Consider the following 20,622-nt stretch of genomic DNA (forward strand, 5'->3'; position numbering starts at 1 on the left):
ATCACTCTGCACGAGCTTTATGACAGGTAGGCATACGCCTGGAAAATGAGGGCCCATGTCGGTCCGATGACGGCTGGCCGGCGGGTGTTGTTATGGCGGGCGGTTTGCCGGAAGGCCCGTGGATCAGGCGCGGGCGAGGCAAGGTGTTTCTTGGAGGTTATAGGCGACTCATCAGTCATTATCTGGCTGAAGCCCTGATTCAAGCAGTACGGAACGCATGTCGCAAGGCGAGCGGCTGGTTTTTTGCCATCATCGGCTGAACGGTCGTCAGACTTTTAGGATCTCTTCGTCAGTCAGTGGTCGATACTGACCCGGCGCAAGCGACGCATCGAGCATTAAGGGGCCCATTCGCTCGCGGTGCAGGCCGATCACCTTGTTATCAAAATGACCGAACATGCGTTTGACTTGGTGATATCGGCCTTCGATGATGCTCAACCGCGCTGTCTTGGGACCCAGCAGTTCAAGTTCGGCAGGTTGGGTGGTGAGGTCTTCGAAAGCGAAATACACGCCCGCCGCGAACGTCACCGCGTACTGCGGGCCGATGTCCTGTTCGGTTTGCACGTGGTACACCTTGGGCAACTTGGTCTGCGGTTGCGTGAGGCGCCGCGACCATTGGCCGTCGTTGGTGATCAGCATAAGGCCGGTGGTGTTGAAATCCAGGCGCCCGGCGATATGCAGTTCGGCTTTGTCCGGTTCGTCCAGCAGGTCAAGGACCGTGGAGTGTTGCGGGTCCGACGTGGCGCTGACGCAACCCTGGGGTTTGTGCAGCATGAAATAGCGCGCCGGCTTGCCCGCTTGCAGGATTTCACCATCAACGCAGACCTGGCTGAATTCACGTACGTCATGGTGAGGATCGCTGACCGCAACCCCTTCAACGGTCACCCGGCGTTCCACCAGCAACAGGCGCACTTGCTTGCGATTGAACTGTGGCAGGTTGCTGAGGAAACGATCAACGCGCATTGCGGTTCCGCAACTGTTCGTCCACCTGGGCGCAGCGTGGGCACAGGCAGGCTTTATTACGCAACTCATCCGGCAGGGCTTCAAGCACCGTCGGGTCGATGATGACGCCGTAGCACCAGCAGGCTTGATCGGCAGTGCGCGGATCGGCCAGGGAGCAGTCGTTGCGGGCACCACAGGCGGGGCAAAGGGTCGGTGTGATCATGGGTCGGTTCAGAAGGGAATCGGGTAGGGCACGTTAGTTGCTGCACGATACAGCGCGGCTGCGCGGCATTCCATCATCATGGCGTTTTGGCGGGCTTTCATTTCGTCTGAAACAGATGTTTCCACTTGTGTCGCGAACGCACCAGATTCGGTTTTTGATGTCAGATGTTTCGTCATTCAGTGAAAGCTGAATGCCGCTCGCCAGCGTCGCTGGAGGAGCTCTTCCGCGGTCCAGGAGGCCGCCATGTATCGACGACTGCTGCTCATCGCTTTGCTCGGCCTGACCCTTTCAGCCTGCGTGCCCTATTACGATGGAGGCGCTACCTACTATCGCTCCGAGGTCTACACCGCACCGGCGCCAGCCTATTATTACGGCGGCCCGCGTTATTACCCTTCCGGGCGCAGCTATTACGCGCCAGCGCCTCGTTACTATGCGCCACAGCCTCGTTACTATTCGGCGCCGCGCTACTACCAACCAGCCCCGCGCTATTACCCGCGGGCCGGCTACAGGCCCTCCCCAAACCATGGGTGGGGCGACCGCTGGGGGAATGGCGGGCGTGGACGTGGTTCCGACCACGGAGGTGGCCGCGGCGGTCACCGTTAAATATCTTGAAAAACAAGCGGCGCATCATGCGCCGTTTTTTATGGGTACCGTACGTCTGTACTGTCAGATTTAACAGCTATCTTTGAGGTGCTAGCTGTACTTCACTAGCGCAAAGCCTGTGCTTTTGCGTGGTGAGACTGAGCAGATGGAATCCCTATGTTCAAACAATTGATTTGCGTGCTGCTGCTGTTGAGCTACGTCATTGCGCCGGCAAAAGCGGAGCAGGGCTGTCCTTATACGACGCAGATCGCGTACGCCGACGGCCATTATCGCGCCAAGGACAATGGCCTGCACTGGCAAAGCCCGAAGGTTGCGTCTCGTGGTGTTATTGACGGATTCATTGGTGCTGTCTTCATGCCGGGCGAGGGCGAGGAGAGAGGAAACGGCTACATGGATAAGTGCATCTACCGCACCAGTTGGAACGGGGTGGTAGCGTTGAGGCCAAGCAGCGGCAATGAGGTTATCAACATGTCGTTGACCAGCACCTTGTATTGGAGGCTGCAGCCCGATGCGTTCGAGTTGCCGGTGTATACGTGCGAGGACAGCCAGCCGGACAATTGCGCTTTCACGGTCAACGAAAAGCGTACAGGCCTGTCAGTAATCAGATAAATCTGCCAAAGGATTCCTACCTTCCCAGGCTTTGTCAAAGTGCGCCTGCACCACCGTTTCCGGGAGTGTGTTGATATCCGGCCAGTGCCAACGAGGCGCCTGGTCTTTGTCGATCAGGCGCGCCCGAACCCCTTCGGCGAATTCCGGATGACGGCAGCAGTTGAGGCTCAGGGTGTATTCCATCTCGAACACCTGGGCCAATGAGAGGTGACGGGCACGCTGGAGCTGTTCCCACACCAGGTGCGCCGTCAGTGGGCAGCCCTCATTGAGGGTTTTGCCGGCCCGGCTCAATAGCGGGTCGCTGTGGTCGCGCAGCAGGCTCAAGGCGCGCCAGGCACACCGCACATCTCCTACATCCAGCCATTCGTCGATCTGTGCGCGGCGCGGTAGCCATTGCGCTTCGGGTTGATCGCTGATTGCCTCCTGCGCCAGGGCCTTGAGCAAGCTGTTGAGTTGCATCGCGCTCTGTTCCTGCCAGTTCAACTGCAGCAGGCCATCGAGCAGATCGTCTTGCTGGTCATCACGCAGGAAACGGTCGGCCAGGCCCAAGTCCAGCGCGTCGCGACCGTTGATATGGGCGCCGGTGAGGCCCAGGAACAGGCCGAGCTTGCCCGGCAAGCGGGACAAGAACCAACTGGCACCCACATCCGGGTACAAGCCAATGCTGATCTCGGGCATGGCCAAACGACTGCTTGGCGTAACGATACGCACGGCGGCGCTTTGCAATAGGCCCATGCCACCGCCCAATACATAACCGTGGCCCCAGCAGATCAACGGCTTCGGGTAGGTGTGCAGGCGGTAGTCAAGACGATATTCGGCGGCAAAAAACTGCGCGGCCAGGGTCGGAACTTCGCCCGGCTGTTCACGGCAAGCCTGAGCCAGACTGCGCACTTCGCCACCGGCGCAAAAAGCTTTGGGGCCGTTGCCGCGCAGCAGCACGCAGACGATCTGCGGGTCTTTGGCCCAGGCCTCCATGCGCTCATCCAGGGCCAGAATCATCGGCAGGGAGAGGGCGTTAAGGGATTTTGGCGCGTCCAGGCTGGCGATGCCGATGCGAGCGCCGCCACTGCCGGTCAGTTCTTCGAAATGCAGGTTCATCGTGGCCTCAATCGAGAAGGTGAAGGATGAGTATGATCCCTTCGTGAGAAAGTGCCGGTGCTGTGTCAGATCAATTGACAAGCGGGGTCGGCTTTCCTAGGGTTCGCCTCATTCTTTTTTACAAGACAATTCAACTATGACCGATGGCGACCGTATCAAACTCGAACCCAGCTGGAAACACGCCCTGCGGGAGGAGTTCGAGAAGCCCTACATGGCGCAATTGCGCGAGTTTCTGCGCCAGGAACATGCCGCTGGCAAAGAGATCTACCCGCCCGGCCCATTGATTTTCAACGCGCTCAACTCAACGCCGCTGGACAAGGTCAAGGTCGTGATTCTCGGACAAGACCCGTACCACGGCCCTGGCCAGGCCCATGGCCTGTGCTTCTCGGTACAACCGGGCGTGCCGGCGCCGCCGTCGCTGGTCAATATCTATAAAGAGCTCAAGCGCGACCTGAACATCGACATCCCCAACCACGGCTACCTGCAAAGCTGGGCCGACCAGGGCGTGCTGATGCTCAACACCACCATGACCGTGGAGCGCGCCAACGCCAACGCCCATGCGGGCAAGGGCTGGCAGTTTTTTACCGATCGGATTATCGAGGTAGTCAGCGAGCATCAGCCGCACCTGGTGTTCCTGCTGTGGGGCGCTCATGCTCAAAGCAAGCAGAAGCTCATCGACGCCACCAAGCATCTGGTGCTGACCTCGGTGCATCCGTCGCCGTTGTCGGCGTATCGCGGGTTTCTGGGCTGCGGGCATTTCAGCCGGGCCAACAAGTTTCTCGAGCAGAATGGCGAGGCCCCCATTGAGTGGCGTTTGCCACCGGTTTGAGGCCTGGCACATTCAACATGTGGGAGGTTTTAGAGGGGGGCTGGCTGACGGTTCCAGTGCCGAAACAAAGGCTCGGCCAAAAACAGCACGAACAACAAGCGCATCACCTGCATCGCCGTTACCAAGGGCACCGACAGCTGCAGGGTTTCAGCTGTCAGGCTCATCTCAGCGATACCGCCTGGCATCATGCCCAGGGTCAGTGATCGCAGGTCGAGGTGAGTGAGGGCGCTCAAGCCCACCGCCGCTAACGTCGCCAGCAGCATGGTCAATGCCGTGCCAATCAAGGTGCGGCCCATGAACGATGGCGCGCGACGGAAGAACTGCCGATTGAAGTGGCAGCCCAAACCGCTGCCGATCAACCATTGGCCGATCTGACTGCCGCCGTCTGGCAGGCCGATGTGTAAATCCCAGGTCACACTGGCGATCGCACTCACCAGCAATGGCCCGAACAGCCAAGGGTTGGGTTGGCGCAAGCGTTGCCAGCCCCAGGCAACCAGCGCACCCACCGGAAACAGCACGGCCAGCCACGCCCAGTCCACGGGCGCCGGATGGAACTGCGGCGCGCCGCCTCCGAGCAAATATTTGAAGATCGCTGGCACACACAGCACCACCACCAGCACACGCAGGCTTTGCCCAGCCGCAACCCGGCTGAGCACCGCGCCATTGCGGGCGCCAAGGTTGACCATCTCCCCGGAGCCGCCCGGCATGCTGGAGAAAAACGCCGTGGCGCGGTCTTCACCGCTGCGGCGCATCAACCACACGCCCACCACGCTCGACAAGCTGGTGACCAGTGCACCGAAGAAAATCAGGCCGAAGTGGCTCATCACCTGCTCGATCACCACCGGGGTGAAGTGCAGGCCGATGCCGATGCCCACCACCCATTGGCCGCATTTGCGCCCGCCGGGAATCTCTGCCAATTGCCAGGGCGTCAGGCAGCGCACCAGGATGATCGCCAGCAACGAGCCGACCATGTACGGCAACGGCCAGCCCACCAGGCTGGCCAGGTAACCGCCGGCCAGGCCGACCAGCGGTGTTCCCCACCAATGTTTAAAGGTGACCTCAGACATCGGCCAGGGCACGACGCTGTTGCACGCGTTTACGCCAGATACGCAGCAGCGGTACAAGCAGCATGATTGCGGTCAGCACCCAGACGCCAAAGGTGATCGGGCTCGACCACAGGATTTCCAGCGCACCGTTGGAGATCGACAGCGCACGGCGTAGGTTCTGCTCCATCAGGCCGCCGAGGATAAAGCCCAGCAGCAGCGGCGACAGCGGGAAGTCCAGCTTGCGCAGGATGTAGCCGAAGATGCCGATGGCGATCATCAGGAACAGATCGAAGGTGGTGGCATGCACGGCGTACACGCCAATCGCGGTAATGATGGCGATCACCGGCACTAGCGCCCAGTTCGGCACGGCGAGGATACGGGTGAAGATGCGGATCATCGGGATGTTGAGCACGACCAGCATGATGTTGGCAATGAACAACGAGGCGATCAGGCCCCAGACAATGTCCGGTTGCTGTTGGAACAGCAGTGGGCCGGGGGTGATGTTGTACAGCGACAGGGCGCCGATCATCACCGCCGTGGTGCCCGAGCCAGGAACGCCGAGGGTCAGCATGGGTACCATGGCGCCGCAGACCGATGCGCCGATCGCGGTTTCTGGGGCGGCCAGGCCGCGCATGTCGCCCTGACCGAATTTGCCGCTGGCGCCTGCGATGCGTTTCTCGGTCATGTAGGCAACGGCCGAGGCCATGGTCGCACCAGCGCCCGGCAACACGCCGATGATAAAGCCCGACACGCCGCAACGAAGATTCACGGTGAGCACCGACAAGGCTTCCTTGACGTTGAACATCATGCGCCCTGTGGCTTTCACCGCTTCCTGGCCACGGTGGGTTTTTTCCAGCAGCAGGAGAATCTCGCTGATGGAGAACAGTCCGAGCACCAGGACCACGAACTGGATACCGTCTGTCAGGTGAATATTGTCGCCGGTGAAGCGGTACACACCGCTGTTGGCGTCGATGCCCACGCAAGAGAGGAACAAGCCGATCAGCGCCGCAACAAAAGTCTTCAGCGGTTTGTCACCGGCCATGCCGCCCAGGCAGACAATCGCAAACACCATCAACACGAAGTATTCCGCCGGGCCGAACGCAATTGCCCACTTGGCCAGCAGCGGGGCGAACAGCACCATGCCGCAGGTGGCGATAAACGCGCCGATGAACGAACTCCAGGCCGACAACGACAGTGCCACGCCGGCCAGGCCTTTGCGGGCCATCGGGTAGCCGTCGAGGGTGGTCATCACGGTGGAGGCTTCGCCTGGGATGTTCAGCAGAATCGAACTGATGCGGCCACCGTATTCGCAGCCCAGGTACACGGCTGCCAGCAGGATCAGCGCCGACTCGGGCGGCAAGCCCAGGGCGAAGGCGATGGGAATCAGCAGTGCCACGCCGTTGATCGGGCCCAGGCCCGGCAACAGGCCGACCACGGTGCCGATCAGGGTGCCGCACAACGCGGTCACCAGGTTATAGGGGCTCAGCGCAACGCCGAAACCCTGGCCCAAATAGCCAAAAGTATCCATATCAGTTCTCCAGAACGTCGAGCAGGCCGAGGGGCAACGGTACGTCCATGGTTTTATCGAACAGCAGATAAAGCCCGACGCTCATCAAGGTGATGATCACCACGCTGGGCAACCAGCGGCCGCCGTACAGCCGTGCCATCGGAATACCGATCAGCATGCTGCTGAGAATGAAACCCAAGGATTCGAACGTGGCAGCAAACACTAGCAACAAGGCCACACAGATGCCGATCTTGATCAACGTGGGTTGGTCCAGCGCCGGTTCATCGTCGGTGTGCTTGGTCGCCTGCGGGCGAATCATCATGTAGATAAGCGCCAGACCCATCAGCCCGAGCAACAGCAGGGGGAAGGCTCTTGGCCCTACGGGTTCGTAGGAAAAAGCCGCCTGATACGGCCAAGCCATCAGTGCCAGGCCGATACAGGCCAGTAGCAGTACGGCCGCGAAAATGCGTTGTAAGAGCATGGTGAACTCCTCGGAGACTCTTTAGGCGCGGGCTTGCTCTCGAAGAACCCAAGGACGGCACGTGTACCCAGGCAGCACGCGTCGTGGTTGAAGTTTTTCGCGAGCAAGCCCGCTCCCACAGAGGGGCGGTTACTGGATCAGGCCGAACTCTTTGGCCAGCACTTTGTAGTCAGCCACCTGTTTCTTCACGTAGGTGTCCAGCTCCTGGCCCGTCATGGCGAACGGGAACAGCTCGCGCTGGTCACGCAGCTTGGCGAACTCCTCGGAAGCCAGCAGTTTGTCGAAGGCGTCTTTCCACCAGGCGTAGTCGGCATCGCTGACCTTTGGCCCCAGGTAGAAGCCACGCACCACCGGCCAGACGATGTCGTAGCCTTGCTCTTTGGCGGTCGGGATATCCTTCATTTCCGGCTCATCCAGGCGTTGCTCGGAGAACACCGCCAGCAGGCGCATATCGCCGCTCTGGATATGCGGCATGGAGTCGGAGATGTCGGTACTGCCCACCTGGATATGCCCCCCCAGCAGAGCCGTAGCGATTTCACCGCCACCCTCAAGGGCGACGTAACGCAGTTCGCGCGGGTTGATCCCGGCGGCCTTGGCGATCAGCGCGGTTTGCATCCAGTCCTGGCTGCCGACGGTGCCGCCAGAGCCGATCACCACGCTGCCTGGGTCTTTCTTCAGGGCTTTGACCAGGTCATCGAGGGTCTTGTAGGGCGAGTCGCTTTTCACCGCGATGGCGCCATAGCTGGTGCCCACTGCCGCCAACCAGCGCACGGCGCTTTCATCAAAACGGCCGAACTTGCCCTGGGCCAGGTTCAGCAGCGAACCGCTCGACCATGCGACCAACGTGCCCGCATCCGCAGGGCGCTGGGCGACGACCGCGTTGTAGGCTACCGCGCCCACGCCGCCTGGCATGTAGGTCACACGCATCGGCTTGGTCAGCAGCTTTTGGTTCACCAGCGCGCTTTGCGCCAGTTTGCAAGTCAGGTCAAAACCGCCGCCTGGGGAGGCCGGGGCGATGCATTCCGGCCGCTTGGGTTCGTCGGCGGCCAGCAGTTGGCCGGCGAACAGCATGCAGCCAGCGGCGAGGGCAAATTTACGCAGTGAAAGGGTCATGGTGATCTCCATCGTTTTTGTTATGAGGGGGTTACTACCAAAGTGCGACGCTGTAGCTGACCAGCAAGCGCATTTCATCTGCGTCACGGGCCGAATAGTTGGAACGATAGGTGGCGTTACGCAGGCGCACGGCCACATCTTTGAACGTGCCGCTTTGCACCACGTACTTGATCTCGCTGTTGCGTTCCCACTCCTTGCCGGTCTCGCCGTTCTTGAGCTTGATGTTGTCACCCGAGAGGTAACGGCTCATGAAACTCAAGCCCGGAATGCCAAGCTTGGCAAAGTCGTAGTCGTAGCGTGCCTGCCAGGAGCGTTCTTCGGCGCCGGCAAAATCGTTGATCTGCACGAAGTTGACCAGGTACGGGTCACTGCCATCCACATACGGGAAGGCGCTGTCGCCGGACATGTGCTGGTAGCCGGCGCTGAGCTTATGGCCATTGAGGGCATAGCTGAACAGGCCGTTGAGGGACTTGTTGTCGATATTGCCGCCGCGGGCCGAGCCGGTGTCATCGCTGATTGCCAGTCGCAGGTCGGCGGCGAAAGTGCCAGGGCCCATCGGGCGTGAGGCGACCATGCCGAGGAAGTGTTGGCGATACACGTCGTCGAGTTGGGCGAAGTGGTAGCTGCCGGTGATCTTGTCGGCGAACTTGTAGTCGACGCCGCCGAAGTTGAAGTGCTTGCCGGTGGCACCGCTGAGGAAGCGGCTGTTCTTGTTATTGAGCGCGATGTCTTCGTAGTTGGTGTCGTCGCGGTCCTTGGCTTTGTCCAGGCGACCACCAGTGAACACCAGGTTCTTGAATTCCTTGGAGGTGATCAAGCCACCGTTGAAGGTCTGCGGCAGGATGCGCCCGTCGTTGGGCTTGAGGATGGGCAGTTCGGGGATCAGCGAGCCGATCTTCAGCTCGGTGGCGGAGATTTTCACTTTGCCGGTCAGGCCCAGCTTGGAGTACTCGTTGGCGGCGCGGCCGTCATCGTGGGTCGGCAGCAGGCCGGTGCCGGTGCGGTCGGGGCTGGAGTCGAGCTTGACGCCGAGCATGCCCAGCGCATCCACGCCAAAGCCGACGGTGCCGTCGGTGTAGCCCGATTGCACGTTGAGCATGAAGCCCTGGGCCCATTCGTCGCGCTTGGATTGCTGGGCACTGGTACCGTCGCGAAAGTCGCGGTTGAAGTACATGTTGCGGGTTTCCAGGGTCGCGCTACTGTCTTCGAAGAAGGCAGCCTGGCTGAGCGGCGAAAAGCCGGCAAGGGCAGCGGCACTGGCGAGGGCGGTGTGGGTCAGGCGGGAAGAACGAACAGGCGGGCAAGCCTGTGGCTGGGTCGACAGCATCGTGGTGTACTCCGTTATTGTTCTTATTCTGGCGAAAACGCTTCGAGGCGTTTTTCGGGCGCTACGGGTCAGGCAACTCGGCGGGCATAGACCACCGTAGTTGGATGCTAAAGGGCGAAGCTTTCACTAACCTTTCAATCGCCTTTCAATGTTTTCGGGCTTCACAGGCCAGGTTGCGGCTGTAAACTGCCGGGCAAAGCGTGGCGTCGACCACCCCTGAACGAGGTAGAAATCCATGCGTGTCCTCCTGGTTGAAGACCATCTTCAGCTCGCCGAAAGTGTCGCCCAAGCGCTCAAGAGCATGGGTTTGACCGTTGATGTGTTGCATGACGGCGTGGCGGCGGACCTGGCCTTGAGCAGCGAGGAATACGCCGTGGTGATCCTGGACGTAGGGTTGCCGCGCCTGGATGGTTTCGAGGTGCTCGCACGTTTGCGGGCGCGTGGAAAAAACCTGCCGGTGCTGATGCTGACTGCTCGCAGTGATGTAAAAGACCGCGTGCACGGCCTGAACCTGGGCGCCGATGACTACCTGGCCAAACCGTTTGAACTCACGGAACTCGAAGCCCGGGTCAAGGCATTGTTGCGGCGTAGCGTGCTGGGCGGCGAGCGTCAGCAAACCTGCGGTGTGCTGGTGTACGACCTCGACACCCGGCGCTTCACGGTCGCAGGCGAACTGATGACCTTGACCTCCCGAGAACAAGCGGTGCTCGAAGCCTTGATCGCCCGGCCGGGGCGCGTGATGAGCAAGGAACAATTGGCGTCCCAGGTATTCGGCCTGGACGAGGAGGCCAGCCCCGACGCCATCGAAATCTACGTGCATCGCCTGCGCAAGAAGCTCGATGGCCAACCCATCGCCATCGTCACCTTCCGCGGCCTTGGCTATTTGCTGGAAGCCCGTGATGCATAAGCCCAGCAGCCTGCGCTGGCGCTTGCTGTGCAACCTTGCGTTATTGCTGGTGTTGTTGATGCTCGCCAGCGGCATGAGCGCTTATTGGAACGGTCGCGAAGCCGCCGACACCGCTTATGACCGCACGCTGCTAGCCTCGGCACGCACCATTGCCGCCGGCTTGACCCAGGTGGACGGCACACTCAGCGCCAATGTGCCCTATGTGGCCCTGGACACCTTTGCCTACGACAGTGCCGGGCGCATTTATTACCAGGTCAATGATATTGATCAGAAACTGATTTCCGGTTACGAAAACCTGCCTGGCCCGCCGCCGGGCACGCCCCGCACCGACGATTATCCAGCCTTGGCGCGGTTCTACAACGCCATGTACCTGGGCCAGCAGGTGCGCGTGGTGAGCCTGCTCAAGGCCGTCTCGGAGCCGAACATGAATGGCATGGCCGAAGTTCGTGTCGCGGAGACCGACGAAGCCCGGGTGGCCATGGCCCGCAGCCTGATGGCCGATACACTGCTGCGTCTGGGCATGCTCGCCATCGGTGCGTTATTGCTGGTGTGGTTCGCGGTGAGCGCCGCACTGCGCCCGCTGGAGCGCCTGCGTACGGCGGTGGAAGAGCGCCAGCCTGATGACCTGCGGCCTCTGCCATTAGTGGAAGTTCAGGATGAGTTCGGCCCACTGGTGCGCTCTCTCAACCATTTCACCGAACGTCTGCGCGGGCAGTTCGAGCGCCAGGCGCAGTTTATTGCCGACGCTGCCCACGAGCTGCGCACCCCCCTGGCGGCGCTCAAGGCCCGGCTGGAACTGGGCCTGCGTGCCGAAGAACCGGCCACCTGGCGCAGCACCCTGGAAACGGCCGCCCAGGGTACCGACCGCCTGACGCACCTGGCGAATCAATTGTTGTCCCTGGCCCGCATCGAAAACGGTGCCCGCGCCATTGCCGAAGGCGGTGCGCAACTGCTCGATTTAAGCCAATTGGCCCGTGAGCTCGGTATGGCCATGGCGCCGCTGGCCCACGCGCGGGGCGTGGCCCTGGCGCTGGAGGCCGACGAGCCGGTATGGCTGCGCGGCGAACCAACGCTGTTGAATGAGCTGCTCAGCAACCTGGTGGATAACGCCTTGGCCCATACCCCGCCCGGCGGCAATGTGATTTTGCGAGTGACGGCTCCGGCGGTGCTGGAAGTCGAGGATGACGGCCCTGGCATCCCACTGGATGAGCGGGACCGGGTGTTCGAACGCTTTTATCGACGCAGCCAGCAGGGCATGGGGTCGGGCTTGGGGCTGGCGATTGTCGGGGAGATTTGCCGTGCGCACCTGGCGCAGATCAGCCTGCATGATGGCGAACTGGCGGGGCTTAAGGTGCGCGTGAGTTTTATCGCGGGTTGATCAGTAAAACATCGAGCGCGCTTCGTCCAGTTCGCTGCGCAGGGCGTCGCTGTGCAGGTCTATGCGCAACTTCATGAGGGCCGGCAAGGCGGTAATCGGCACGGTTCCCAGGGGGTGGTCGGTGCCGCGGTGGCAGTACAGCGCGGCGACCTGCACCAGGTCGACGTAGTCCAGGCTTGCAGAGTCGCGTGTCAGGTCCAGGTATTGGCCCGGCACATTCACCAGCATCTCGGGGAAGTCCCAGACCCGCAGCAGCTTGTCCCCCAGCACCGGGTGGATGCTGTCGATGACGTGGTTGAGGCTGACGGGGTCGGCCAGCAGCTCATAGTGATCCTCGGCATACGTGAGGATCGGCAGCACGCCTATCTGATGCACCAGGCCACCCAGGGCCGCCTGGTCTGGCTTGAGCTGGCTGTGGCGACGGCACAAGGCGTAGCTCACGCCCGCCACTTCCAGGCTGCGGCGCCACACGTCGCGCATTTTCTGTTCGACCACCTCGGAGCGGGCGTGAAAGATCTGCTCCATCACCAGGCCGATTGCCAGGTTGCTGCTGTAGTTGGTACCGAGCCGGGTGATGGCGGTGTGCAGGTCGGTGACTTCCTGGCTGGCCCGTAGCAACGGGCTGTTGACCACTTTGATCAGGCGCGCCGACAGGGCCGTGTCACGACTGATCACTTTGCTCAGGTGGCTGATGCTGATGTCCGGGTCTTCGGCGGCCTGGCGAATTTTCAGGGCCACCTCCGGCAATGTCGGCAGAACCAGGTCATCGTTGTCGATGGCCGTTACCAACGCTTGTTGGACTTTTTCCGCCAGCTTGTTCATTCATGCTCTCTAGGGTGCTGCAAAAAGTACGGCGATTAACGCTGGATCTCGCGATCACGGTCCAGTTGGTAGGGCAGGTCAAGCAGGTGCAAGCCCGGGCCCTCCAGGGTTCCCAAGCGCACGTCGCCACTGTCGGCAGCTTCGGCTTGCAGCACGGCGAGAAGTTCAATCGACTGGTCAGCTTTTGCTGCGATGACCACTTCGCCGATCGCGCTGTTATGGCTTGGGGAAAATAACGGAGTGCCTGGCTCAGGAAGTTCGTCGGCCTCCAGGCTCAGGCGATACAGGCGCCGCTTGAGTTTGCCCAGGTACTGCATGCGCGCGACGATTTCCTGGCCGGTGTAGCAGCCTTTCTTGAAGCTGACGCCGCCCACAGCCTGCAGGTTGAGCATCTGCGGAATGAACAGCTCGCGCGTCTGGGGCATCACTTGGCCGATACCGGCACGGATCTGGCCAAGCAGCCAGGCATTCAATTCAGCTTGTTGCAACTGCGCGGCCAATTGGCTGCGCACGGCGTCGGCGTGTTCGGCAGGTACCCAGAGTTCGGCGCGGCCCGGGGAAACGCGGACGGCGATCAATGCCCCGTTGCGTGCCACGCTGTCGGTCTCGACCGGCAGTTCCAGGCCTAGATCGGTCAAGGCCGCGTCTGCGTTCACCAGGCCGAAGCGCGCCCAGGCAGCGCTTTCGTCGGTGAGCTTGGATTTGGAGAACACCGCGTACTTTTTCAGATCCGCCAACTGCGGCTCAAGCAACTCGGTGGCCATGGCCAGGAGTACGCCATCACCCTGCAGCAGGATGCGGAAGCTCGACTGCATCCGGCCTTTTTGCGTGCAGCGCGCGCCCAGGCTGGCCTGGGTATCACTCAGGTAATTGAGGTTGCAGGTCAGTTGGCCCTGCAGGAACTTGGCAGCATCAGAGCCGCGGACGGCGAGAACGCCTTCGTGGGACAGGGAGCAGAAAAAAGCGGAGTCAGCCATGGGTCATCGCAGGTCAAAAAGTCATGGGTGCATCATAGAGGGGCGTCCGGCAAATGCATAGTTTCCATATAGGGCGACCAAAGCCGACTGTTCCAGTGTCGTCGGGGCTGTATACTTGCGCTCTATTTTAGGAGGGCTCCATGGTCGAAGATGTAGAAATCAATCGCCTCTACTGGCACAGCCGTCGCGGCATGCTGGAGCTGGATGTGTTGCTGGTGCCTTTCACCAAAGAGGTATACGCGACGCTCAATCAGGTGGACCGCGACCTCTACGTCAGGTTGCTCGAGTGCGAAGACCAGGACATGTTTGGCTGGTTCATGGAGCGCGCCGAATCCGAAGACCCGGAGCTGCAGCGCATGGTTCGGATGATCCTGGATCGTGTCCAGCCCAAGTAATCGTTTCGAATGCCGCTGGCAGGCCTCACGGCTGTTGCTGGCGGCCTATGTCCTTGCCCAGCTGGTCGCGCTGAGCAGCCTGCTGGCTCTCGACCTGCCTTATTCAAGCCTTGGCATCCTGCTATGCCTGGCTCATTGTGCCTGGGTATTGCCGCGGCAAATCCTGCTCACTCACCGTTCGTCGATTCGTGGCCTGCGCCGTGACGACGATGGCTGGCAATTATGGAGCGCCGCACGCGGCTGGCATCCTGTGCAACTGCGGCCCGACAGCCTGGCGTTGCCGCTGATCGTGGTGTTGCGTTACCGGGTGCAGGGTGAGTGGCGGGTGCGGTCAATCTGCGTGCCAAAGGATGCGCAGGCGGCCGATGTGCACCGGCGCCTGCGGGTACGCCTGAAGTTCAGCCGCCGTAGGTGGTTGGCACCAGGATAGTGTCCCGGGCTTCGGGCAGCATCTGTGGGTAGTCAAGGGTGTAATGCAGGCCGCGGCTTTCCTTTCGCTCCATGGCCGACCGGATCATCAGCTCGGCCACTTGGGCCAGGTTGCGCAACTCGATCAGGTCGCGGCTGACCTTATAATTGCTGTAGAACTCGTCGATCTCATCCAGCAGCAAGCGCACCCGATGTTGCGCCCGTTGCAGGCGTTTGTTGGTGCGCACGATGCCCACATAGTCCCACATGAAGCGCCGCAGCTCGTCCCAGTTGTGGGCGATGATCACATCCTCGTCCGAATCGGTGACCTGGCTCGCGTCCCAGCGGGGCAGGGCGGCCGGTACCGGGATGCGCGGCAGTTGCTCAAGAATGTCCGCTGCCGCCGAGCGCGCATACACGAAGCATTCAAGCAATGAATTGCTGGCCATGCGGTTGGCGCCGTGCAGGCCTGTGAAGCTGGTTTCGCCGATGGCATACAGGCCCGGCACGTCGGTGCGGCCATGCTGATCGACCATCACGCCACCGCAGGTGTAGTGCGCGGCCGGTACCACGGGGATCGGGCCTTTGGTGATGTCGATATTGAAGGTCAGGCAGCGTTCGTAGACGGTCGGGAAGTGGGTCTTGATGAAGGCTTCGGGCTTGTGGCTGATGTCCAGGTACACGCAGTCGATACCCAGGCGCTTCATTTCGTGGTCGATGGCGCGGGCGACGATATCGCGTGGTGCCAGCTCGGCGCGTGGGTCGAAGCGCTGCATGAAGCGTTCGCCATTGGGCAGCTTCAAATGTGCGCCTTCGCCGCGCAGGGCTTCGGTGATCAGGAAGCTCTTGGCCTGCGGGTGGTACAGGCACGTGGGGTGGAATTGGTTGAACTCCAGGTTGGCGACCCGGCAGCCCGAGCGCCAGGCCATCGCAATGCCGTCGCCGCAGGCACCGTCGGGGTTGCTGGTATAGAGGTAGACCTTGGCGGCGCCGCCCGAGGCGAGAATGGTGAAGCGTGCGCCGTAGGTATCGACTTCACCGCTGGTGCGGTTGAGTACGTAGGCGCCCAGGCAGCGTTCGCCCGGCAGGCCCAGGCGTTTTTCGGTGATCAGGTCGACGGCGACGCGCTGCTCCAGCAATTGGATATTTGGACGTTGGCGGGCCTGGTCGAGCAGGGTCTTGAAAATCGCGGCCCCGGTGGCATCGGCGGCGTGAATGATTCGGCGATGGCTGTGGCCGCCTTCGCGGGTCAGGTGGAACTCAAAGCCACCGTCGTCGCTGCCGGCATGTTCATCGCGGGTGAAGGGTACACCTTGGTCGATCAACCATTGGATGGCTTCCCGGCTGTGCTCGACGGTGAAGCGCACGGCGTCTTCGTTGCACAGGCCACCGCCGGCGTTAAGGGTGTCTTCGACGTGGGATTGCACGGTGTCTGTGTCGTCCAGCACCGCAGCAACGCCGCCCTGGGCCCAGAAGGTCGAGCCGTTGGCCAGGTCGCCTTTGCTCAAAACCGCTATACGCAAATGGCTGGGCAGGGTCAGGGCCAGGCTCAAGCCGGCGGCGCCGCTACCGATTACGAGGACATCGTGTTGAAACTGTTGGCTCATTTGACGGATTCCGCAAAAAGCGATCCAAAGGGGGGGCGCAAACAGTACGCCTGGATCGGCGAATCAAAGGGTCACACGGGCCACTAGTATATAGAGGGGTGGAGCGGCACAATAGCCACGCCTTCGTGGCATTGTGAGATTATGCTGCGCAGCTTTGGGAAACGGCCGGTTGGCGGGACGGGAACTTTTTGCATAAGCCCCGACTCAATAGCAGGTTGCCCGAAAGCTGGGAAAACGTTGAGTTTATTGGCCCGTCGGGAGCATTGGACGCGTCACGAAACCGGCGACAAGATTATTCGCGCAGCCGGCACCGACCGTGCTGCGTTTTTCGTGTGTGCCAAATCAGTGCATGCCGGAAACTTGCTTGAAGGGGGAGAACTTTTGCGAAAAGCCCGAGTCTATGTTTGCAAGCCTGATCGTTTAGTTATGCAAGCCTCCTTCAAGTACAACGAGGAGTGTTCATGCTAACCCAGGAAGAGGATCAGCAGCTGGTCGAGCGCGTACAGCGCGGTGATAAGCGAGCATTTGATCTGCTAGTGCTGAAATACCAGCACAAAATTCTCGGGTTGATCGTGCGGTTTGTGCACGACACCCATGAAGCGCAGGACGTTGCGCAGGAAGCCTTTATCAAGGCTTACCGTGCACTTGGAAATTTCCGCGGTGACAGTGCGTTTTACACGTGGCTATACCGCATCGCCATCAACACGGCGAAAAACTATCTGGTGTCACGCGGTCGCCGCCCACCAGACAGTGATGTCAGTTCAGAAGATGCTGAATTCTACGATGGTGATCACGGCCTCAAAGATCTCGAGTCGCCGGAGCGTGCATTGCTGCGCGACGAGATCGAAGGCACCGTCCATCGCACTATTCAGCAACTGCCAGAAGATTTGCGTACGGCGTTAACTTTACGTGAATTCGATGGTCTGAGTTACGAAGACATTGCGAGCGTCATGCAATGTCCGGTGGGGACTGTGAGGTCGCGGATTTTCCGGGCCCGGGAAGCCATCGACAAAGCCTTGCAACCGTTGTTGCAGGAAAACTAAAGACAGCGGCGACAGCCAAGAGAGGAACCGCCATGAGTCGTGATGCCCTGCAGGAATCGCTGTCCGCAGTGATGGATAACGAAGCGGATGAACTGGAACTTCGTCGAGTGCTCAACGCATTTGATGACGCCGAAACCCGTGATACCTGGTCTCGTTACCAAGTCGCTCGGGCGGTGATGCACAAGGATCTCCTAATCCCTCGTCTGGATATTGCTGCGGCCGTTTCTGCTGCACTGGCTGATGAAGCCGTTCCGGCAAAAGCCTCGCGTGGTCCGTGGCGCAGCCTGGGTCGTCTGGCAGTGGCCGCTTCGGTGACCGTTGCTGTTTTGGCTGGTGTTCGCCTGTACAATCAGGACGAGATCGCAGGCAACGAGCTGGCCCAACAGACTCAGCAACCGGTCATGGCCGGTCCGCAAGTCAAAGGTCCGGCCGTGCTGGCTGGCTACAAGGAAAGCACTGATACCACCGGCCCTATGGCTAATGGTGTACTTCAGGGGCAATCCGGCTGGCAGGATCAGCGCCTTCCAGGCTACCTGCGTCAACATGCGCAGGAATCGGCTGCCAAAGGCACTGACAGCGCTCTGCCATACGCTCGTGCAGCAAGCCAGGAAAACCGCTGATTCGCTAAGGAGCCCTATGCGCGCCATACCGCTCCTTACGCTTTTGCTCAGTAGTTGGTTTGCACTATCCGCCCATGCCGATGAAGCCCAAGACTGGCTGACTCGACTTGGGCGTGCAGAGCAGCAGCAAAGCTTTGAAGGTACGTTTGTCTACGAACGTAACGGCAGTTTTTCTACCCATGACATCTGGCACCGTGTCCAGAATGGTCATGTCCGTGAACGCTTGTTGCAACTTGACGGCTCCGCCCAGGAAGCGGTCAGGGTTGATGGTCGGGCACAATGTGTCAGTGGCACATTGGCGGCTGGTCTCGGTCAGTCACCTGAGGCACCCTCGCGTATTCTTGATCCAAAAAAACTCACTTTATTCTATGACCTGGCCGTTATTGGCAAATCGCGCGTGGCCGGCCGTCATGCGGTGATTGTGTCGATCAGCCCGCGTGATCCCTACCGTTATGGGTTTGAATTACACCTGGACCGTGAAACTGCGCTGCCGCTTAAATCCTTGCTGCTGAATGACCAAGGGCAGTTGTTGGAGCGTTTTCAGTTTACCCGTCTGGATGCTTCGGCCATTCCTTCTGACCAGGACTTGCAGCCCAGCGGCGACTGTTCGCCGGTAACGATGTCCGCCGCTAAAGCACCTGAGCTGTCTACCACGCAAAGGTGGCATCTGGACTGGCTACCGCCTGGTTTCCAACAGATCAGCAGCGCTACGCGCAAAGATGCCCAAACGAAATCTACCGTCGACAGCCTGATGTATGACGATGGGCTCGCGCGTTTTTCGGTGTTTCTTGAGTCAGCCAACGGCGCTGATGTGAATGAAACCCGCGCTCAGCTTGGGCCGACCGTGGCAGTATCCCGGCGTTTGAATACGGTAGATGGCGAAATGATGGTCACGGTGGTGGGCGAAATTCCCATCGGCACAGCTGAACGTATCGCGTTGTCGGTGCGTGGTGAAAAGGCCGCCGCCAAGCCCTGAGATTGTTAATCTTATGTTCATCCTGGTCTATCAATCTGGGCCCGAATTTCGTTGGGTGCTGGGCGTATGAAATCTCTGGATCAGCATTTTCACTTGCAAAAACTTCCCATGTTTTTTATAGGTCAGGGTTTGTTGGCTCTGGCCTTGTTTGTTCGCGGAACAAAAATGCCGCTCGCAGTATCCGGCGTTTATTGAACCCTGTCGCTTAACCCTGCTCGTCGTAACGGGAGCTGTATGTCGATACCACGTTTGAAGTCTTACTTATCCATAGTCGCCACAGTGCTGGTGCTGGGCCAGGCCTTACCTGCGCAAGCGGTCGAGCTGCCTGACTTCACCCAACTGGTGGAGCAGGCCTCGCCTGCCGTGGTGAACATCAGTACCACGCAGAAGCTGCCGGATCGCAAAGTCTCGAACCAGCAGATGCCCGACCTGGAAGGCTTGCCGCCCATGTTGCGCGAGTTCTTCGAACGCGGGATGCCGCAACCTCGCTCTCCTCGTGGCGGCGGTGGCCAGCGCGAAGCCCAGTCCCTGGGCTCCGGCTTCATCATTTCGCCTGACGGTTACATCCTCACCAACAACCACGTGATTGCCGATGCCGACGAGATTCTCGTGCGCCTGGCGGACCGCAGTGAACTCAAGGCCAAGCTGATTGGCACCGATCCACGTTCCGACGTGGCTTTGCTCAAAATCGATGGCAAGGACTTGCCGGTGCTTAAACTGGGCAAGTCCCAGGACCTGAAGGCCGGTCAGTGGGTGGTCGCGATCGGTTCTCCGTTCGGCTTTGACCACACCGTTACCCAAGGCATCGTCAGCGCCATCGGTCGCAGCCTGCCAAACGAAAACTACGTGCCGTTCATCCAGACCGACGTGCCGATCAACCCGGGCAACTCCGGTGGCCCGCTGTTCAACCTGGCCGGCGAAGTGGTGGGGATCAACTCGCAGATCTACACCCGCTCCGGTGGCTTCATGGGCGTGTCCTTCGCGATCCCGATCGATGTAGCCATGGACGTCTCCAATCAGCTCAAAAGCGGCGGCAAGGTCAGCCGCGGCTGGTTGGGTGTGGTAATCCAGGAAGTGAACAAGGACCTGGCTGAGTCCTTCGGTCTCGACAAGCCGGCCGGTGCCCTGGTGGCGCAGATTCAGGACAATGGCCCTGCGGCCAAAGGCGGCCTGAAAGTCGGTGACGTCATCCTGAGCATGAACGGCCAGCCGATCATCATGTCGGCGGACTTGCCACACTTGGTCGGCGCGCTCAAGGCCGGCGGCAAAGCCAAGCTGGAAGTGATTCGTGACGGCAAGCGCCAGAACGTCGAATTGACCGTTGGGGCAATTCCGGAAGAAGGCGCGACCCTGGACGCCCTGGGCAACGCCAAGCCAGGCGCCGAGCGCAGCAGTAACCGCTTGGGTATCGCCGTCGTTGAACTGACCGCCGAGCAGAAGAAAACCTTCGACCTGCAAAGCGGTGTAGTGATCAAGGAAGTTCAGGACGGCCCAGCCGCCTTGATCGGCCTGCAACCGGGTGACGTGATCACCCACTTGAACAACCAGGCGATCGATACCACCAAGGAATTCGCCGACATCGCCAAGGCGTTGCCGAAGAATCGCTCGGTGTCGATGCGCGTCCTGCGTCAAGGCCGTGCCAGCTTCATTACCTTCAAACTGGCCGAGTAATCCGCTAGACCTATAAAAAAGCCCCGCTGCCGGTTAACGGCAG

At 60.4% G+C, this 20,622-nt stretch carries 23 protein-coding genes; 11 read left to right on the top strand and 12 right to left on the bottom strand.

Features of this window, described 5'->3' with window-relative positions:
* Positions 1-267: 267 nt before the first annotated feature.
* The 3 genes from GIV35_RS17795 to GIV35_RS17805 are packed head-to-tail and all read right to left on the bottom strand — an operon-like array spanning position 268 to position 1,338.
* Positions 268-960, bottom strand: coding sequence for a pseudouridine synthase (locus tag GIV35_RS17795; protein WP_236264597.1), 693 nt, complete (start codon positions 958-960; stop codon positions 268-270).
* The gene (locus GIV35_RS17800; RefSeq protein ID WP_236264596.1) at positions 950-1,162 is read right to left on the bottom strand and encodes a cysteine-rich CWC family protein; all 213 of its coding nucleotides are present in this window, start codon (positions 1,160-1,162) and stop codon (positions 950-952) included. Before GIV35_RS17800 ends, GIV35_RS17795 begins: the two co-directional genes overlap by 11 nt.
* Positions 1,163-1,170: 8 nt before the next feature.
* Positions 1,171-1,338: a hypothetical protein gene (locus GIV35_RS17805; protein WP_236264595.1), complete on the bottom strand. Its 168-nt coding sequence runs from the start codon at positions 1,336-1,338 to the stop codon at positions 1,171-1,173.
* Between the two features lie 67 nt (positions 1,339-1,405).
* On the opposite strand from GIV35_RS17805, the gene GIV35_RS17810 reads away from it, so the two are divergent.
* Complete coding sequence (locus GIV35_RS17810; protein WP_105226101.1) at positions 1,406-1,765, top strand: hypothetical protein; 360 nt, start codon at positions 1,406-1,408, stop codon at positions 1,763-1,765.
* Positions 1,766-1,921: 156 nt separating this feature from the next.
* Positions 1,922-2,374 (top strand): DUF3757 domain-containing protein, encoded by a 453-nt coding sequence (locus GIV35_RS17815; protein ID WP_213153371.1) that lies wholly within the window; start codon positions 1,922-1,924, stop codon positions 2,372-2,374.
* On the opposite strand, the gene GIV35_RS17820 is transcribed toward GIV35_RS17815, so the two are convergent.
* The gene (locus tag GIV35_RS17820; protein ID WP_200648719.1) at positions 2,360-3,472 is read right to left on the bottom strand and encodes an enoyl-CoA hydratase/isomerase family protein; all 1,113 of its coding nucleotides are present in this window, start codon (positions 3,470-3,472) and stop codon (positions 2,360-2,362) included. The genes GIV35_RS17815 and GIV35_RS17820 overlap by 15 nt on opposite strands.
* Before the next feature lie 136 nt (positions 3,473-3,608).
* On the opposite strand from GIV35_RS17820, the gene ung reads away from it, so the two are divergent.
* Complete coding sequence (gene ung / locus GIV35_RS17825) at positions 3,609-4,301, top strand: uracil-DNA glycosylase (protein WP_020301023.1); 693 nt, start codon at positions 3,609-3,611, stop codon at positions 4,299-4,301.
* 29 nt (positions 4,302-4,330) lie between these two features.
* On the opposite strand, the gene GIV35_RS17830 is transcribed toward ung, so the two are convergent.
* The 5 genes from GIV35_RS17830 to GIV35_RS17850 all read right to left on the bottom strand — a co-directional run bounded on the left by GIV35_RS17830 (position 4,331) and on the right by GIV35_RS17850 (position 9,775).
* The gene (locus tag GIV35_RS17830; RefSeq protein ID WP_057975659.1) at positions 4,331-5,368 is read right to left on the bottom strand and encodes an AbrB family transcriptional regulator; all 1,038 of its coding nucleotides are present in this window, start codon (positions 5,366-5,368) and stop codon (positions 4,331-4,333) included.
* Positions 5,361-6,875 (bottom strand): tripartite tricarboxylate transporter permease, encoded by a 1,515-nt coding sequence (locus GIV35_RS17835; RefSeq protein ID WP_014717355.1) that lies wholly within the window; start codon positions 6,873-6,875, stop codon positions 5,361-5,363. Before GIV35_RS17835 ends, GIV35_RS17830 begins: the two co-directional genes overlap by 8 nt.
* A 1-nt stretch (position 6,876) precedes the next feature.
* A complete protein-coding gene (locus GIV35_RS17840) occupies positions 6,877-7,335 on the bottom strand; it encodes a tripartite tricarboxylate transporter TctB family protein (protein ID WP_202691275.1) in 459 nt (152 codons plus the stop codon).
* Positions 7,336-7,464: 129 nt separating this feature from the next.
* Positions 7,465-8,454 (bottom strand): Bug family tripartite tricarboxylate transporter substrate binding protein, encoded by a 990-nt coding sequence (locus tag GIV35_RS17845; RefSeq protein ID WP_161793218.1) that lies wholly within the window; start codon positions 8,452-8,454, stop codon positions 7,465-7,467.
* 28 nt (positions 8,455-8,482) lie between these two features.
* The gene (locus GIV35_RS17850; protein ID WP_198715026.1) at positions 8,483-9,775 is read right to left on the bottom strand and encodes an OprD family porin; all 1,293 of its coding nucleotides are present in this window, start codon (positions 9,773-9,775) and stop codon (positions 8,483-8,485) included.
* A 235-nt stretch (positions 9,776-10,010) separates the two neighbouring features.
* On the opposite strand from GIV35_RS17850, the gene GIV35_RS17855 reads away from it, so the two are divergent.
* Together GIV35_RS17855 and GIV35_RS17860 are read left to right on the top strand one after the other, a co-directional pair.
* Entirely contained in the window at positions 10,011-10,682 is a 672-nt protein-coding gene (locus tag GIV35_RS17855; RefSeq protein WP_236264593.1) for a response regulator, read from the top strand.
* Positions 10,675-12,060, top strand: coding sequence for a sensor histidine kinase (locus tag GIV35_RS17860; protein WP_105226105.1), 1,386 nt, complete (start codon positions 10,675-10,677; stop codon positions 12,058-12,060). Before GIV35_RS17855 ends, GIV35_RS17860 begins: the two co-directional genes overlap by 8 nt.
* Here the strand turns inward: GIV35_RS17860 and GIV35_RS17865 are convergent, their stop codons facing one another.
* Both GIV35_RS17865 and ygfZ read right to left on the bottom strand, forming a co-directional pair.
* The gene (locus GIV35_RS17865; protein WP_034126564.1) at positions 12,061-12,882 is read right to left on the bottom strand and encodes an HDOD domain-containing protein; all 822 of its coding nucleotides are present in this window, start codon (positions 12,880-12,882) and stop codon (positions 12,061-12,063) included.
* Between the two features lie 35 nt (positions 12,883-12,917).
* Positions 12,918-13,859, bottom strand: coding sequence for a CAF17-like 4Fe-4S cluster assembly/insertion protein YgfZ (gene ygfZ / locus GIV35_RS17870; RefSeq protein WP_236264592.1), 942 nt, complete (start codon positions 13,857-13,859; stop codon positions 12,918-12,920).
* 140 nt (positions 13,860-13,999) lie between these two features.
* Between ygfZ and GIV35_RS17875 the strand changes: the two genes are divergently transcribed.
* Together GIV35_RS17875 and GIV35_RS17880 are read left to right on the top strand one after the other, a co-directional pair.
* The gene (locus GIV35_RS17875) at positions 14,000-14,254 is read left to right on the top strand and encodes an FAD assembly factor SdhE (RefSeq protein ID WP_003189444.1); all 255 of its coding nucleotides are present in this window, start codon (positions 14,000-14,002) and stop codon (positions 14,252-14,254) included.
* Positions 14,238-14,684 (top strand): protein YgfX, encoded by a 447-nt coding sequence (locus GIV35_RS17880; protein ID WP_105226108.1) that lies wholly within the window; start codon positions 14,238-14,240, stop codon positions 14,682-14,684. Before GIV35_RS17875 ends, GIV35_RS17880 begins: the two co-directional genes overlap by 17 nt.
* Here GIV35_RS17880 and nadB read toward each other — a convergent pair.
* Positions 14,653-16,269 carry an L-aspartate oxidase gene (gene nadB, locus GIV35_RS17885; protein ID WP_054897610.1) on the bottom strand — a complete coding sequence of 539 codons (1,617 nt, stop codon included), beginning with the start codon at positions 16,267-16,269 and terminating at the stop codon, positions 14,653-14,655. The genes GIV35_RS17880 and nadB overlap by 32 nt on opposite strands.
* Before the next feature lie 461 nt (positions 16,270-16,730).
* On the opposite strand from nadB, the gene rpoE reads away from it, so the two are divergent.
* The 4 genes from rpoE (at position 16,731) to GIV35_RS17905 (ending at position 20,579) form a co-directional block, all read left to right on the top strand.
* Positions 16,731-17,312: an RNA polymerase sigma factor RpoE gene (gene rpoE / locus GIV35_RS17890; protein ID WP_003172477.1), complete on the top strand. Its 582-nt coding sequence runs from the start codon at positions 16,731-16,733 to the stop codon at positions 17,310-17,312.
* A 32-nt stretch (positions 17,313-17,344) separates the two neighbouring features.
* Positions 17,345-17,932, top strand: a complete 588-nt coding sequence (locus tag GIV35_RS17895; RefSeq protein ID WP_034126575.1) for a sigma-E factor negative regulatory protein — start codon at positions 17,345-17,347, stop codon at positions 17,930-17,932.
* Between the two features lie 16 nt (positions 17,933-17,948).
* The gene (locus GIV35_RS17900; RefSeq protein WP_223023776.1) at positions 17,949-18,908 is read left to right on the top strand and encodes a MucB/RseB C-terminal domain-containing protein; all 960 of its coding nucleotides are present in this window, start codon (positions 17,949-17,951) and stop codon (positions 18,906-18,908) included.
* Positions 18,909-19,142: 234 nt separating this feature from the next.
* Positions 19,143-20,579: a DegQ family serine endoprotease gene (locus tag GIV35_RS17905; RefSeq protein WP_014717365.1), complete on the top strand. Its 1,437-nt coding sequence runs from the start codon at positions 19,143-19,145 to the stop codon at positions 20,577-20,579.
* Positions 20,580-20,622: the final 43 nt, after the last annotated feature.

Source organism: Pseudomonas sp. PA-1-6B (assembly GCF_021609545.1).
Lineage (GTDB): Bacteria > Pseudomonadota > Gammaproteobacteria > Pseudomonadales > Pseudomonadaceae > Aquipseudomonas > Aquipseudomonas fluorescens_BV.

Coding starts and splice junctions, on each gene's coding strand:
- GIV35_RS17795 (WP_236264597.1), bottom strand. CDS start 960: ATGCGCGTTGATCGTTTCCTCAGCAACCTGCCACAGTTCAATCGCAAG.
- GIV35_RS17800 (WP_236264596.1), bottom strand. CDS start 1,162: ATGATCACACCGACCCTTTGCCCCGCCTGTGGTGCCCGCAACGACTGC.
- GIV35_RS17805 (WP_236264595.1), bottom strand. CDS start 1,338: ATGACGAAACATCTGACATCAAAAACCGAATCTGGTGCGTTCGCGACA.
- GIV35_RS17810 (WP_105226101.1), top strand. CDS start 1,406: ATGTATCGACGACTGCTGCTCATCGCTTTGCTCGGCCTGACCCTTTCA.
- GIV35_RS17815 (WP_213153371.1), top strand. CDS start 1,922: ATGTTCAAACAATTGATTTGCGTGCTGCTGCTGTTGAGCTACGTCATT.
- GIV35_RS17820 (WP_200648719.1), bottom strand. CDS start 3,472: ATGAACCTGCATTTCGAAGAACTGACCGGCAGTGGCGGCGCTCGCATC.
- ung (WP_020301023.1), top strand. CDS start 3,609: ATGACCGATGGCGACCGTATCAAACTCGAACCCAGCTGGAAACACGCC.
- GIV35_RS17830 (WP_057975659.1), bottom strand. CDS start 5,368: ATGTCTGAGGTCACCTTTAAACATTGGTGGGGAACACCGCTGGTCGGC.
- GIV35_RS17835 (WP_014717355.1), bottom strand. CDS start 6,875: ATGGATACTTTTGGCTATTTGGGCCAGGGTTTCGGCGTTGCGCTGAGC.
- GIV35_RS17840 (WP_202691275.1), bottom strand. CDS start 7,335: ATGCTCTTACAACGCATTTTCGCGGCCGTACTGCTACTGGCCTGTATC.
- GIV35_RS17850 (WP_198715026.1), bottom strand. CDS start 9,775: ATGCTGTCGACCCAGCCACAGGCTTGCCCGCCTGTTCGTTCTTCCCGC.
- GIV35_RS17855 (WP_236264593.1), top strand. CDS start 10,011: ATGCGTGTCCTCCTGGTTGAAGACCATCTTCAGCTCGCCGAAAGTGTC.
- GIV35_RS17860 (WP_105226105.1), top strand. CDS start 10,675: ATGCATAAGCCCAGCAGCCTGCGCTGGCGCTTGCTGTGCAACCTTGCG.
- GIV35_RS17865 (WP_034126564.1), bottom strand. CDS start 12,882: ATGAACAAGCTGGCGGAAAAAGTCCAACAAGCGTTGGTAACGGCCATC.
- ygfZ (WP_236264592.1), bottom strand. CDS start 13,859: ATGGCTGACTCCGCTTTTTTCTGCTCCCTGTCCCACGAAGGCGTTCTC.
- GIV35_RS17875 (WP_003189444.1), top strand. CDS start 14,000: ATGGTCGAAGATGTAGAAATCAATCGCCTCTACTGGCACAGCCGTCGC.
- nadB (WP_054897610.1), bottom strand. CDS start 16,269: ATGAGCCAACAGTTTCAACACGATGTCCTCGTAATCGGTAGCGGCGCC.
- rpoE (WP_003172477.1), top strand. CDS start 16,731: ATGCTAACCCAGGAAGAGGATCAGCAGCTGGTCGAGCGCGTACAGCGC.
- GIV35_RS17895 (WP_034126575.1), top strand. CDS start 17,345: ATGAGTCGTGATGCCCTGCAGGAATCGCTGTCCGCAGTGATGGATAAC.
- GIV35_RS17900 (WP_223023776.1), top strand. CDS start 17,949: ATGCGCGCCATACCGCTCCTTACGCTTTTGCTCAGTAGTTGGTTTGCA.
- GIV35_RS17905 (WP_014717365.1), top strand. CDS start 19,143: ATGTCGATACCACGTTTGAAGTCTTACTTATCCATAGTCGCCACAGTG.